Source organism: Serratia inhibens (genome assembly GCF_003591175.1).
Lineage (GTDB): Bacteria > Pseudomonadota > Gammaproteobacteria > Enterobacterales > Enterobacteriaceae > Serratia > Serratia inhibens.
In genome coordinates, this window is the sequence record NZ_QYYG01000005.1 from 73601 (window position 1) to 86873 (window position 13273).

Sequence of the window (13273 nt, forward strand, 5' to 3'; positions counted from 1 at the left end):
AAAAGGCTGGGGAGAGGCCAGCCTTTTAACGTTAAACGCGGCGATTACGCGCGCTCAGGAATCGCTTTCAACAGCGCAGTCAGCAGTTTCCAGTACAGGCCGACGCTTTCGATATGCACTTGCTCATCCGGCGAGTGTGGCCCGGTGATGGTTGGCCCAATCGACACCATATCCATGTTCGGATACGGTTTTTTGAACAGGCCGCATTCCAGACCGGCGTGGATCACCATGATGTTCGGCGTCTTGTTGAACAGATCCTGATAGATCTCGCGCACCAGATGCATGACCGGTGAGTCCGCGTCCGGTTGCCAGCCTGGGTAGCCGCCCTTCGGCGCCACTTTGGCGTTGGCCAGTTGGCCCAGCGCGGTCAGCATCTCGACCACGTAATCTTTGCCGCTGTCGATCAGAGAACGGATCAGGCAGATGATTTCCGCTTGGTTCTCGCTGGTGGTGACTACGCCAACGTTCAGTGAGGTTTCCACCACGCCTTTTACCGCGTCGCTCATGCGGATCACGCCGTTTGGCGTAGCGTTCAGCAGGGCCAGGAAACGCTGTTGGCTATCGGCGGTCAACGCCTGAGAGGTGCCGGTCACCGGCTCCAGCAGCACGGTGATGTTCTTCTCTTTGGCGGACAGCTCGTTTTGCAGCGTCGCCAGGAAGGCCTGGCTCAGCGCTTTCAGCGCGTCGGCTTTTGCCGCAGGCACGGCAACCACCGCAGAGGCTTCACGCGGGATAGCGTTGCGCAGGGTGCCGCCGTTCAGATCCAGCACGCGCAGGTTCAGCTCTGCGGCATGAGCGAACAGGAAGCGCGTCAGCAGCTTGTTGGCATTGCCCAGGCCCACGTGGATCTCGGCGCCGGAGTGGCCGCCTTTCAGGCCCTTGAGGGTCAGCTTCAGCGTCTGATAGCCGGCCGGTACCGCTTCGCGCTGCAACGGCAGGGTAGTGATGAAATCAATACCGCCGGCGCAACCCATGTAGATCTCGCCTTCTTCTTCGGAGTCGGTGTTGATCAGGATATCCGCCTGCAGCCAGTTAGGCTGTAGACCGAATGCGCCGTCCATACCGGCTTCTTCGGTCATGGTCAGCAGCACTTCCAGCGGGCCGTGTTCGACGCTGTCGTCAGCCAGCACCGCCAACGCAGAAGCCATGCCGATGCCGTTGTCGGCGCCCAGCGTGGTGCCGCGCGCCTTGATCCACTCGCCGTCGATATACGGCTGAATCGGATCCTTCGCGAAGTCGTGCACGGTGTCGTTATTTTTTTGCGGCACCATGTCCAGGTGCGCCTGCAGGGCAACCGGCTTACGGTTTTCCATACCTTTGGTGGCCGGCTTGCGCAGCAGGATATTGCCCACCTGATCGCGTTCGGCGTGCAGGTTTTTCTCTTTAGCCCACTCGAGGATGTGCTGTGCCAGCGCTTCTTCATGATAAGAAGGATGCGGAATAGAGCAGATTTTGGCAAAAATATCCCACAGCGGCTGTGGCGAAAGTTGAGACAATTCAGACACTATAAGTCTCCTGTGACAGCATTCTCTGCATGACGTGAATGCCGCTCGGTTAGGGTTGGTTGGCATCGGTGCGGTTTTGGCACGATCTCCAGAGAATATCACTTTATTCAGGGGCGCGCGCGTACCCTATTGCACTGTTTAAGAGGGGGAACACACATATTTGACGTGCGGTTTCTTATTTATGCAGCATCAATCACCAGACGAAATACTTATAATTTCCACAGTACAACTGGTATTCGGCTCAACCAATCTCTATAATCTCGCGCAACCTTTTTTCCCCTGATCACGAGTAAGCCACACCATTGCTGGCTGGGACACCATTCTATGAGCGAAAAATACGTTGTTACCTGGGACATGCTGCAAGTGCAAGCGCGCAAACTGGCTCATCGCCTGCTGCCTGCTGACCAATGGACGGGCATTATTGCCGTAAGCCGCGGCGGCCTGGTGCCGGCAGCCATACTGGCGCGCGAATTGGGCATCCGCCACGTGGATACCGTCTGCATTTCCAGCTATGACCATGACAACCAACGCGAAATGAAGGTACTCAAGCGCGCCGAAGGCGACGGTGAAGGCTTTATCGTGGTTGACGATCTGGTGGATACCGGCGGTACTGCGAAAGCCATCCGCGATATGTACCCGAAAGCGCATTTCGTCACCATCTTCGCCAAGCCGGCAGGTCGCCCGCTGGTGGACGACTATGTGGTCGATATCCCGCAGGACACCTGGATCGAGCAGCCGTGGGACATGGCAGTGACCTTCGTGCCACCGATCGGCGGCCGCTAATCCCAGCTCGTTCCAGTAAAACGCCCGGTTATGCCGGGCGTTTTCGTTATTTTGGTTTATCGCCCCAGAGTTAGGTACACTACCTCCAGTTAAGTAGGCTGTTTGCGGCCTACGGCCAGATTTACGGAGGCTGTTGTTACCATGGCACAAGCCAACCTTTCTGAAATCCTGTTCAAACCCTCATTTAAACATCCCGAGACCTCGACGCTGGTGCTGCGTGCGCGCAATAAGGCCGGCGCCGATCTGCACTCCACTCTGGAAGGCAACACCGTCAGCAACTGGTACCGCATGCTTAACCCGCTGCTGTGGGCCTGGCGCGGCGTTGATCCGATCGAAATCAACGAAGTGCTGGCGCGCATCGCGGTCGCCGATGTGGAACATACCAACGACAAACTGCTCGATACCGTGATCGGTTACCGCAACGGCAACTGGATCTACGAGTGGGTGCATCAGGGGATGCTCTGGCAGCAACGGGCATTGGAACAGCAAGATCCGCTGATCGGCGGCCAATACTGGCTCAACGCCGTCAACTTTTACAGCATCGCCGGCTACCCGCACCTGAAAGGCGACGAACTGGCCGAGCAGGCCGAGACGTTGGCCACCCGCGCCTACGAAGAGGCCGCGCTGCTGCTGCCTTATCAGCTCAAGGTGCTGGAGTTCCGCATTGAGGGGGGAAGCAGCATTAACGGCTTCCTGCACCTGCCGGAGAAGGGTGAGGCGCCGTTCCCGACGGTGCTGATGTGCGGCAGCCTGGATACCCTGCAGACCGATTATCACCGCCTGTTCCGCGAGTATCTGGCACCGCACGGCATCGCCATGCTGACCATCGATATGCCTTCCATCGGTTCTTCTTATAAGTGGAAGTTGACGCAGGATTCCAGCTTCCTGCATCAGCAAGTGCTGGCCCAACTCTCTTCGGTGCCGTGGATCGACCATCAGCGCGTTACCGCATTTGGCTTCCGCTTCGGTGCCAATGTGGCGGTACGCCTGGCTTACCTGGCGCCGCAGAGGTTGCGTGGCGTAGCCTGCCTGGGGCCGGTGGTCCACAGCCTGTTATGCGACGCCGGCCGCCAGCGGCACGTACCGGACATGTATATGGACGTGCTCGCCAGCAGGATGGGGATGGCCAACGCCTCGGACAATGTGTTGAGGGTGGAGCTGAACAGCTATTCGCTGAAAACCCAGGGTTTGCTGGGCCGCCGCTGCCCGACGCCGATGCTGGCGGGCTACTGGGACCAGGATCCGCTCAGCCCGAAAGAGGAGGCGCAACTGATCGCTTCGTCCTCGATGGACGGCAAGTTGATTGCTATTCCACGTGCGCCGGTGTATAGCAGTTTCCACAAGGCCTTGCTGCAAATGGCCCACTGGATGAAAGATAAAATGCGTTAATTTGTTGCTAAATTTTAACAATTTGTTAAAAAGAGTGGTCTACATTGAGGAGGTTAAAGAATGACGTTACCTAGTGGTCACCCTAAAAGCCGACTAATGAAACGTTTCGCCAGCTTGGGGCCGTACCTGCGTGAAGGGCAGTGCGAGAACGACCGTTTTTTCTTTGATTGTTTAGCCGTTTGCGTCAATGTCAAACCCGCCCCAGAGAAGCGTGAGTTTTGGGGATGGTGGATCGAGCTGCACGCTGAAGAAGCGCGTTTCACTTATGCCTATCAGTTCGGTCTGTTTGATAAGGACGGGAACTGGAAGCCGGAAAAGATTAAAGATACTGAAGTAAAAACCAAGCTGGAAACCACCCTGCGTGATTTCCATCGCCGCTTGGGCGAGTTGCTGGTGACGATGGAACTGGCGCTTGAACCGGCCGATGATTTCAAAGAAAAACCGATTAAACTCTCCGCCTGACCCCGTTTGACCACAGTATTGTGCTGATTTCGCGTTGTGCCTGTTGGCATAACGCGTCTCTCCTGTTACAAAGTCCTTTGCATTATCCTTCTCATCTCACACGGCAGAAACACTATGAACGGCAGCCAGACATTGGTTGTGAAATTGGGCACCAGCGTGTTGACCGGCGGATCGCTGCGTCTTAATCGTGCCCATATTGTCGAACTGGTACGCCAGTGCGCACAACAGCATGCAGCGGGTCACCGCATCGTTATCGTCACCTCCGGCGCGATTGCCGCCGGGCGCGAACATTTGGGTTACCCCGAACTCCCCGCCACCATCGCCTCCAAGCAGCTGCTTGCGGCGGTCGGCCAGAGCCGGTTGATCCAACTGTGGGAACAGCTGTTCTCCATTTACGGCATTCACGTCGGGCAGATGCTGCTGACGCGCGCCGATTTGGAAGACCGCGAACGCTTCCTCAACGCGCGTGACACCATGACTGCGCTGCTGGACAACCGTATCGTGCCGGTAATCAATGAGAATGACGCGGTCGCGACCGCAGAAATCAAGGTGGGCGACAACGACAACCTGTCGGCGCTGGCGGCGATCCTGGCCGGGGCCGACAAGCTGCTGTTGCTGACCGATCAACAGGGGCTGTATACCGCCGACCCGCGCAACAACCCGCAGGCGGAGCTGATCCGTGAAGTGCATGGCATTGACGACGCGCTGCGCGCCATCGCCGGCGACAGCGTTTCCGGGCTGGGCACCGGCGGCATGGGCACCAAATTGCAGGCGGCCGACGTGGCCTGCCGCGCCGGTATCGACGTGATCATCGCCGCAGGCAGCAAGCCGGGCGTGGTGGGCGACGTGATTGAAGGCAAACCGGTGGGCACCCGTTTCCACGCGCTGGAAACCCCGCTGGAAAACCGCAAACGCTGGATCTTCGGCGCACCGCCGGCCGGTGAAATCACCGTGGACGACGGCGCTGTCGACGCCATTATGGCGCGCGGCAGCTCGTTGTTGCCGAAGGGCATTCGCGAAGTGAAGGGCGATTTCTCCCGCGGCGAAGTGATCCGCATCCGCAACCTGGTGGGGCGCGACTTGGCGCACGGCGTCAGCCGTTATAACAGCGACGCGATGCGCATGATTGCCGGCCACCACTCGCAGGAAATCAGCGAAATTCTCGGTTACGAATACGGCCCGGTGGCAGTGCACCGCGACGACATGATTGTAAGCTAAGGAGTGAGCATGCTAGAGCAAATGGGGAAGGCCGCCAAACAGGCCTCCTGGCAACTGGCGGTGCTGAGCACGGCGAAGAAAAACCAGGTGTTGTCGGTGATGGCCGACATGCTGGAAGCCAACAGTGAAGTGATTTTGCAGGCCAACGAACAGGACATGGCGCAGGCGCGCGCTACCGGGATGACCGAAGCGTTGCTCGATCGCCTGTTGTTGACCCCGGCGCGGCTGGCGGCCATCGCCAACGATGTGCGCCAGGTGTGCCGCCTGAACGATCCGGTCGGCCACGTCTTGGACGGCAGTCTGCTGGACAGCGGGCTGAAGCTGGAACGCCGCCGCGTGCCGCTCGGTGTGATCGGCGTGATTTATGAAGCGCGGCCGAACGTCACCATCGACGTCGCCAGCCTGTGCCTGAAAACCGGCAACGCGGTGATCCTGCGCGGCGGTAAAGAAACCCACAACACCAACCTGGCGACGGTGAAGGTGATCCAGCAGGCGCTGGAACAGTGCGGCCTGCCGGCAGCGGCGGTGCAGGCGATTGACAGCCCCGATCGCGCGCTGGTGAATGAGCTGCTGCGTCTGGATCGCTACGTAGACATGCTGATCCCACGCGGCGGTGCCGGTTTGCACAAGCTGTGCCGCGAGCAGTCGACCATTCCGGTGATTACCGGCGGCATCGGCGTTTGCCATACCTACGTTGACGACAGCGTTGATTTCGACAAGGCGCTGACGGTCATCGAGAGTGCCAAAATCCAGCGTCCAAGCGCCTGTAACTCGCTCGAAACGCTGCTGGTGAACCGCAACATCGCCGAACAGTTCCTGCCGGCGCTGAGTGCCAAGATGGCGGCTGCGGGCGTGACGCTGCATGCGGCGCAGAACGCCATGCCGCTGCTGCAAAACGGCCCGGCGACGGTGGTGGACGTGGCGGAAGGGGATTACGACGATGAATGGCTGTCGTTGGATTTGAACGTGCTGGTGGTGGACGATATCGATCAAGCCATCGACCATATCCGCACTCACGGCACCAACCACTCCGATGCGATCCTCACCCGTTCGCTGAGCAGCGCCGAGCACTTCGTGCGCGCCGTGGATTCCTCGGCGGTGTACGTTAACGCCAGCACCCGCTTCACCGACGGCGGCCAATTCGGCCTGGGCGCAGAAGTGGCGGTCAGCACCCAAAAGCTGCACGCACGCGGCCCGATGGGGCTGGACGCACTGACCACCTACAAGTGGATCGGCTACGGCGACGATTTGGTTCGTAGTTAAGTCAGGTTTTACGTTTTAAATTTAAGGGCGCAGTTCATTGAACTGCGCCCTTTTTGCATACGGGTTCAGGCCTGAGCTGGCATCGTTGCTGGTCTAAGCGAAATCCAATCGGACAGTTGGTTTTGTGCTGTGAGTTCAACGGGTCGATGCAACGCTATCCTTAATCAAGGGGGGACGTTGGTACTTTGAACTCACACGGACGATGAGTCGAAGAGATATTATGATTCTTACGAGGTATTCGGTCAGTTGCTCGAACTTATGGTATCAGGCTGGATAGAGAAAAAATAATGAGTGTCAGTCCCCCGGCTATTGCCAGTTACCACAGTAATACAGGTGCGTTTTTGGGTATTCAGCCGGGTAAAAATATGGGTTTTGAGCCCGTAGCTCGCAGAAAAGCCCTGAGAGGCGTTCGGGTGTTGCACGTACAGATGTTATGGTTAATAGGCTTAAGTCCAGCGAACAAAAAGGAGCGAACATGCGGGTAGGAATGAAGGAAAAGATCATCAGGACGTGTGAGGCAAAAATTGTGACCAAGGGCAGTAACGTAGGGCTGTCTTTTTATGCTTTTTTTGCCAATAAAAATGATGACCCGGAACTGCTGATGGAGGTTGCGCATTGGTGGATTATGGAGATGAAACTGGATCACTTTGAAAAGGCAGAAAAGATAAAATCTCTCGTTTTAGCCATGAAGTAAACCATTACGGTAGCTAATGATACCTTACAGTTCGTAGCGTCTTAATTATGATATGACAGCCTTTACTCTGGACAGGTATGTCTGCTCCTCGCTCTTAACAGGCGATGAATTCGACATTTAGACAATTTCGGGCATGAAACGAATGCTAAAAAATGAACCATTACAGTGGGATTGTAAATTGAAAATAGATTGGCATAGCTCATTGCTTACACGCGCTACGAATGTTGATAAAAACTACAAAAACACTCAAAACGTCCGTCGTTTCATGATTAAGGAGTGTGGGGACGACTTTCGATTTAATCGAGAATTTATGGCCTGGATACGTAATGATGTTCCAAAAACTTTAGGTGATGTAGTCGATGAGTGGAAACGCAGACAGTAATTGCAGGTCTGCATTTCGCTCATAACCGCCAAAGCCCTGCGGATGACTCAGCCTGACTATAGGACAGGAGCCTCTACCGAGCGGGGTCAGTACACCAACGGCTCGGAAGTACCTAATTGGCTCGTGGCGCTCGATACGCAATCTATTGACACATTGGTAATGCGAAGGTCGTAGGTTCGATTTCGTTATTACAAGGAATGAACCCGCCCACCAATCATTCCCAGCACTGCTCCTGCATCCACCTCAAGCAGCCGTGCCATTACAGCAAACTCAACCACATCCAGCTTGCGCTCGCCGTTTTCAACCTTGGCGATAAACGACTGCGGGCGGCCCAGCGCCTCGGCCAGTTTGGCCTGAGTTATACCTTTTTCTATACGAGCATCCCGAAGTATTTTTATAACTAATTGATAATCGGTTGAATAAACTGAAGTCATGGCGTTTTCCGCGAGTGATATCCAAAAATAGAATATCTGCCATTATCCCAAAATGGGGTAGTAGGCGCATCAGATAACAAGCTGATAGCTGAGGCTTTGAATCTGCCTCCTGCGGAGATATGGCCTTCAAGATACTCTGAACCTGTATATAAGGATGAGTAGGGCGGTCATTCTGCATCAAAACTCGACGCAGTTTAATGATGATGAAAGCAGATACAAATATGGGGGTAGGGCAGTTAACTATCCGCAGCCCCCATGATTATCAAATGCTCATTTTAAGTTATTGCTTAACCACAAGATGGCTGCGCTGCTCTTCGCTCATTGCCTGCCCGGAACTGGAAATCACGCAGTTATATTTCTCATCTTTATTAATGATCATAAAGGTACTAACCGGGTTTTTATAGCCTTTGTCGATAGTGAAATAAACATAATCCTGCGGCAAAGAACTCGGTTTGAAGGCGCCAAACGCATAAACACCCGCCATGCCTAACGGGGATAAATCAATCGTGAGTTCGAGCGGTTGCAGGGTATTCGGGGAAGGCAACATGGATTTTGCAGACATCATTAACGAAGCGGTGTCGATGGTGTATTCGCTGCTCACTTTCATCCCGACATACCTGGATTCAGGTGCCGAAAGTTGTTTTATACAGGCGGCATCGTGCTGGGGCGCGGGGCTGCCATTTTCTTGTACGGCGTGCACATGTTCCAGCGTCACTTGCGCTTTGCCGGTCACAGGTTTTACGCTGTCTTCCGCTTGCGCCATACCGGAAAAAACAAGGGCCGCAACCGTGGGTAGAATAACGCCAGTCATTATTTTCATTACTTTTCTCCAGACTTTTATGAGTGGGAAAATGATATTAATTTTCCCGTGCGTGTAGTCGATGAAATTTAATTAATAAAGTCATGGGCAGCACTAAATCGCCTTGTATTAACACATGGCATGATATCGTTGCCCAGAAAAATAACTGGCGTTTTTAAGAGTGGGACATAAATTTTAAATAAACTGACTTATGATTATCGTTATTAACTTTCGGGCATATGAACTGTATGGATAACCTTAGTCAATATCCGGGATAGATACAACTCGATGGGTGAAATTTTTATTTTATCGAAGTCATAGTGAAATTAATAAGCCAATGGATTATTTCCATTGGCTTATATATACAGGCTTATTATTATCTTGTTGCCCCTGGGTTAACGCTTTTTAAACAGCGGCAGCATTCTCACCAAGGTATTGTCCTTAAAGGCATAATGATGAATCAGCGCTGCTGCGGCGTGCAGGCCAATCAGCCAATAGCCGAAGGCGGCCAGCGTCTTGTGCCAGCCGATAATCGTCCGCGCCTGTGGCCGGTCGGCAATCTCGGCAAACGGCATCGGCAGGCCAAACAAAAACCACTCCTTGCCGCCCAGATAGCGGGAATAGACGCCCAGAACCGGCAGCGTCAGCAGCAGCAGGTAAATCAGAGTATGCACCAGATGCGCCGCGCCGGTTTGCCATTTTGGCGGCATCGGGCTGATGGCGGGGGAGGCGTGACGCCAGCGCAGGATCAGGCGGGCGATCATCAAAACGAAAACCGTCACCCCGCAGCTGAAGTGGGTGACCACCAGCAGATACCACAGCGGCGTGCCCGGTTCGGCAAAGCCCCTTAGCTCAATCGTGGTGCAGGTGATGACCAACAGGATAGCGACCAGCCAGTGCAGACGGATCTGCATCGGCATAAATGTTTTCTGCACTGGATTTGCCTTGTTTACGTGAGATCCGATAGGCGTTGAGAGTAACGAAATGTTACAGGAGAGGAAAGCGCCGGGTTTGAATTTATCCCGGCGCTTTGGCTTAGTTCACTTTCGCCTTGGCGAAGTCACTGCCGTTTACGTCAACCACATAACCGCTGACGTTGCTGCGGGTGGCGTAGAACACTTTGCCGTTAGCCAGCGGCAACCAAGGGGCCTGTTCGGCAAAAATCACCTGCGCTTGCTGATAAAGCTTGTCGCGTTCTGCCGGGGCGCTCACCTGAATTGCCTTCTGGATCAACTGATCGTAACCCTTGTCGCACCAGCGGGCTATGTTGGCGCCGGTTGGCACGCCGGCGCAGCCGAGCAGCGTGGCGAAGTTGTCCGGGTCGCCGTTATCCGACATCCAGCCATACAGCGCGCTCTGCTGTTCCCCTTTGCGCAGCCCGGCCAGGTACTGGCCCCATTCCCAGGTGACGATTTTGGCCTTCACGCCCACTTTCGCCCAGTCGCTCTGGATCATCTCGGCAATGCGCCGCGAATTAGGGTTGTATGGCCGCGCCACCGGCATTGACCAGATGTCGGTTTCAAACCCTTTTTCCAGCCCGGCCTGTTTCAGCAGCTCACGGGCCTTTTGCGGATCGTAGGTATATTCCGGCAGTTTGTCGTTGTAGCCCAGCATCGCCGGCGGCAGCACCGAATAAGCCGGCGTACCGCTGTCTTTGAACACCGCCGCGACAATCGCTTTCTTGTCCACCGCATAGCTCAGCGCCTGGCGAACCAGCACATTATCAAAAGGTTTCTTCTGGGTGTTGAACGCCAGATAACCGACGTTCAGGCCATTGATATTGTGCAGTTGCAGGTTTTTGTCGCTCTTGATGGCGTCAAACTGCTCCGGCAGCGGGGCGGGAATGATCTGACACTCATTGGTTTTCAGCTTGGCCACCCGGGTCTGCGCATCCGGCGTGATGGAGAAGATCAGGTGTTTGCTGGCCACCTCGCCTTGCCAATAGTGCGGGTTGGCCACGTAGCGGATCAGCGAGTCTTGCTTGTACTGTTGCAGCGCGAACGGGCCGGTGCCGATAGGCCAGTTATCCACATACTCCGGCGTGCCTTTCTTCAACATGGCGTCGGCGTATTCTGCGGAAAGAATCGAGGCGAAATCCATCGTCCAGTCGGCCAAAAACGCGGCGTTGGGCTGGCTCAGCGTAAAGCGCACGTGGTCGTTATCCACCGCTTCGACTTTGGTAATCAGCTTGTCCAGCCCGGTGTCGGTAAAGTACTCGTAATTACCGCCGGACACCTTGTGGTACGGGTGATTAGCGTCTTTTTGGCGCATAACGGTGAACACCACGTCCTCGGCGTTGAAGTCGCGTGTCGGCGTGAAGTATTTGTTGCTGTTGAATTTCACGCCCTTGCGCAGCGTAAAGGTGTAGGTTTTGCCATCCGGGCTGATAGTCCACTCGGTGGCCAGCGAGGGGGCAGGGGTTTTATCGCTTTCGCGCAGCGTCAGCAGGCGATTATACAATACCTGCGAGGTGGCGATAAAAGTCGGCCCGGAGCTGGCGAGCTGCGGATTGAAAGACTCCGGCGAGGCGACCGTGCAATAGACCAGCGTATCGGAAGCCGCCAGCGCGCTGCCCGCCGCCAACAGGCTGGTTCCCGCCAATAGCAGGCCTGCAGTTGTTTGTTTTAAAAGCATAAAAGTGATAGCTCCCTCAGGTTGATGGGGGACACTGCCGCCGCTGTGGCATTCAGGCAGCCCCCGGTTTAACTATAATGAGGCTTTGCGGATCTGGGAACGGGTGGTGGCGGATTCCTTTTCGGTTATTACGCTGACCGCCCAGATTCTCACCGCTGCCGGCGAACATTTTTTACCTCGATAGTCCCCTTATCCGACACGCATTAACCTGTTGTCCTATATTTATGAAAATGATAATAAGTGTTATTATCATTTTCATTTGTAACCATATTGAAACACTTTCAGCGCGTTGCGGCTGCCGTCTTTCTGGTATCCACGTCGCATATCAAAGGTAGGTAACATGTCGGAAACCCTTTTGGCTACGGAATGGCTGCCGCTGTCGCCGGCACAGTTAGACTTCTGGGAGGAGTTTACCTTGCACCCCGGGCAGCCCTTTTCTACCGTCGCTCACGTCACCGAATTGCGCGGAGCGGTGGATGAGGCGGCGTTGTGTCGGGCGATAACCCTCACTGTCGCGGAAACACAGGCGTTTGCGCTGCGGTTTGATACCCCTAGAGGCGATCGGTGGCCGATGCAGCGCTACGATCCCGAACGGGTCCCGCGCCTGAAGCGTATTGATTTGCAGGAACATCCCGACCCTTATCATGCCGCGATGCGCTTGATGCAGGCCGATGCAGCCCAGCCGATGGATCTGCACAGCCAACCGATGGCGGCCGTGTGGCTGCTCGCTCTGGGGCCGACGCGCTATATCTGGTACCTGCGTGCTCACCATATCATTATCGATGGTTACGGCATGGCGCTGGTCGAGCATCGCTGCGCTACGCTGTATGCGCATTTTCTCGGCAAGGGCACGGCGGGACAAGCATTGGGCGCGTTCAGCACCTTCCAGCAACATGAGTTGGCCTACGGGGTTTCCGAACGCTGCGACAGGGATCGCCGGTTCTGGCAGCGTTATTTACCGCCGTCGCAGGTGCTGCCGACGGTGCGTAAAGGCGGCCGGGAATATGGCGTGAAATGCCTCAGCACCAGCACCCCGCTGCCGGAAGACATTTCACGGCGGCTGCGTCTGTTGTCCGAACGCAGCGGTATCGGCTGGCCCGATCTGCTGCTGGCCCTGTCCGCTGCCTGGCTGTTTTTTACGTTGCCGCCTTTACCGCATGATAAGGGAAATACGCGTACTCTGTGGATGCCGGCGATGAATCGCCGCAGCAGCAAAGCGACCAATACGCCGGCTTTGGCGGTCAATACGCTGCCGTTTTTGGTTTCACTGCGTGCGGAAGAGACGCTGGGGCATTTCCTGTCCGGCATGACGCAGACGCTGCGTGAACTGCGCAGCCACGCCGGTTATCGCCTGCGGCAGATGGCTACCGATCGCGGCGTGACGCCCGCCTCTCGTTTGTTTATTTCCCCGTTTATCAACGTTCAGCCGTTTGATTCGGCCGGTTTCAGCGGCTGCACCAGTACGCGCCGGGTGCTGGCAGGCGGTGCCGGCGACGGGATTAACCTGATCTTCCGTGGCGGCACTGACGCCGGTGGTCTGCATTTGGATATCGATGTCTTTGTGCAGCAGTTCCCTGCAGCAGGCGCGGCCGGCTACGGTAGCGCCTTGCAGGGCTTTTTGCAGCGTGCGTTACGGGAAGAGGCGTTGGAGAGGGCGATCGGCGAGTTGGTGGCGGTGCACGCCTGAAGAAAACGGGCAGAGTATGACCC

Annotated in this window: 14 protein-coding genes; 9 read left to right on the forward strand and 5 right to left on the reverse strand. The window is 55.7% G+C overall.

The features are described 5' to 3' along the window. Positions 1–44 precede the first annotated feature (44 nt). Positions 45–1505, reverse strand: a complete 1461-nt coding sequence (gene pepD, locus D4100_RS16380) for a beta-Ala-His dipeptidase (RefSeq protein ID WP_119804786.1) — start codon at positions 1503–1505, stop codon at positions 45–47. A 324-nt stretch (positions 1506–1829) separates the two neighbouring features. On the opposite strand from pepD, the gene gpt reads away from it, so the two are divergent. From gpt to D4100_RS25915, 7 genes are all read left to right on the forward strand, one after another. Beyond that, on the forward strand, positions 1830–2288 hold the full coding sequence (gene gpt, locus D4100_RS16385) for a xanthine phosphoribosyltransferase (protein WP_006321294.1): 459 nt from the start codon (positions 1830–1832) through the stop codon (positions 2286–2288). A gap of 141 nt (positions 2289–2429) precedes the next feature. Next, positions 2430–3677 (forward strand): esterase FrsA, encoded by a 1248-nt coding sequence (gene frsA, locus D4100_RS16390; protein ID WP_006321293.1) that lies wholly within the window; start codon positions 2430–2432, stop codon positions 3675–3677. A 60-nt stretch (positions 3678–3737) separates the two neighbouring features. Beyond that, positions 3738–4139 carry a sigma factor-binding protein Crl gene (gene crl / locus D4100_RS16395; RefSeq protein WP_006321292.1) on the forward strand — a complete coding sequence of 134 codons (402 nt, stop codon included), beginning with the start codon at positions 3738–3740 and terminating at the stop codon, positions 4137–4139. Positions 4140–4253: 114 nt separating this feature from the next. Beyond that, a complete protein-coding gene (proB, locus tag D4100_RS16400; protein WP_006321291.1) occupies positions 4254–5357 on the forward strand; it encodes a glutamate 5-kinase in 1104 nt (367 codons plus the stop codon). A gap of 9 nt (positions 5358–5366) precedes the next feature. Further along, positions 5367–6620, forward strand: a complete 1254-nt coding sequence (proA, locus tag D4100_RS16405) for a glutamate-5-semialdehyde dehydrogenase (protein WP_006321290.1) — start codon at positions 5367–5369, stop codon at positions 6618–6620. Between the two features lie 475 nt (positions 6621–7095). Beyond that, positions 7096–7314: a DUF6500 family protein gene (locus D4100_RS16410; protein ID WP_004946854.1), complete on the forward strand. Its 219-nt coding sequence runs from the start codon at positions 7096–7098 to the stop codon at positions 7312–7314. A 178-nt stretch (positions 7315–7492) separates the two neighbouring features. Next, positions 7493–7696 carry a DUF6434 domain-containing protein gene (locus tag D4100_RS25915; RefSeq protein ID WP_071919944.1) on the forward strand — a complete coding sequence of 68 codons (204 nt, stop codon included), beginning with the start codon at positions 7493–7495 and terminating at the stop codon, positions 7694–7696. A 188-nt stretch (positions 7697–7884) separates the two neighbouring features. Here the strand turns inward: D4100_RS25915 and D4100_RS16420 are convergent, their stop codons facing one another. Beyond that, entirely contained in the window at positions 7885–8130 is a 246-nt protein-coding gene (locus tag D4100_RS16420) for a helix-turn-helix domain-containing protein (protein WP_119804787.1), read from the reverse strand. A gap of 81 nt (positions 8131–8211) precedes the next feature. Here D4100_RS16420 and D4100_RS26070 point away from each other — a divergent pair, with 81 nt between their 5' ends. Next, positions 8212–8292, forward strand: a complete 81-nt coding sequence (locus D4100_RS26070) for a helix-turn-helix domain-containing protein (protein ID WP_071919945.1) — start codon at positions 8212–8214, stop codon at positions 8290–8292. Between the two features lie 118 nt (positions 8293–8410). Here D4100_RS26070 and D4100_RS16430 read toward each other — a convergent pair whose 3' ends face one another. From D4100_RS16430 to D4100_RS16440, 3 genes are all read right to left on the reverse strand, one after another. Next, positions 8411–8950 (reverse strand): hypothetical protein, encoded by a 540-nt coding sequence (locus tag D4100_RS16430; protein WP_119804788.1) that lies wholly within the window; start codon positions 8948–8950, stop codon positions 8411–8413. 374 nt (positions 8951–9324) lie between these two features. Beyond that, positions 9325–9849, reverse strand: a complete 525-nt coding sequence (cybB, locus tag D4100_RS16435; RefSeq protein ID WP_081304059.1) for a cytochrome b561 — start codon at positions 9847–9849, stop codon at positions 9325–9327. 115 nt (positions 9850–9964) lie between these two features. Then, the gene (locus D4100_RS16440; RefSeq protein WP_006321285.1) at positions 9965–11563 is read right to left on the reverse strand and encodes an ABC transporter substrate-binding protein; all 1599 of its coding nucleotides are present in this window, start codon (positions 11561–11563) and stop codon (positions 9965–9967) included. A 340-nt stretch (positions 11564–11903) separates the two neighbouring features. On the opposite strand from D4100_RS16440, the gene D4100_RS16445 reads away from it, so the two are divergent. Then, positions 11904–13250 (forward strand): condensation domain-containing protein, encoded by a 1347-nt coding sequence (locus tag D4100_RS16445; RefSeq protein WP_006321284.1) that lies wholly within the window; start codon positions 11904–11906, stop codon positions 13248–13250. The last annotated feature ends 23 nt before the right edge of the window (positions 13251–13273 follow it).

Coding starts and splice junctions, on each gene's coding strand:
- gpt (WP_006321294.1), top strand. CDS start 1,830: ATGAGCGAAAAATACGTTGTTACCTGGGACATGCTGCAAGTGCAAGCG.
- frsA (WP_006321293.1), top strand. CDS start 2,430: ATGGCACAAGCCAACCTTTCTGAAATCCTGTTCAAACCCTCATTTAAA.
- crl (WP_006321292.1), top strand. CDS start 3,738: ATGACGTTACCTAGTGGTCACCCTAAAAGCCGACTAATGAAACGTTTC.
- proB (WP_006321291.1), top strand. CDS start 4,254: ATGAACGGCAGCCAGACATTGGTTGTGAAATTGGGCACCAGCGTGTTG.
- proA (WP_006321290.1), top strand. CDS start 5,367: ATGCTAGAGCAAATGGGGAAGGCCGCCAAACAGGCCTCCTGGCAACTG.
- D4100_RS16410 (WP_004946854.1), top strand. CDS start 7,096: ATGCGGGTAGGAATGAAGGAAAAGATCATCAGGACGTGTGAGGCAAAA.
- D4100_RS16420 (WP_119804787.1), bottom strand. CDS start 8,130: ATGACTTCAGTTTATTCAACCGATTATCAATTAGTTATAAAAATACTT.
- D4100_RS16430 (WP_119804788.1), bottom strand. CDS start 8,950: ATGAAAATAATGACTGGCGTTATTCTACCCACGGTTGCGGCCCTTGTT.
- cybB (WP_081304059.1), bottom strand. CDS start 9,849: ATGCCGATGCAGATCCGTCTGCACTGGCTGGTCGCTATCCTGTTGGTC.
- D4100_RS16440 (WP_006321285.1), bottom strand. CDS start 11,563: ATGCTTTTAAAACAAACAACTGCAGGCCTGCTATTGGCGGGAACCAGC.
- D4100_RS16445 (WP_006321284.1), top strand. CDS start 11,904: ATGTCGGAAACCCTTTTGGCTACGGAATGGCTGCCGCTGTCGCCGGCA.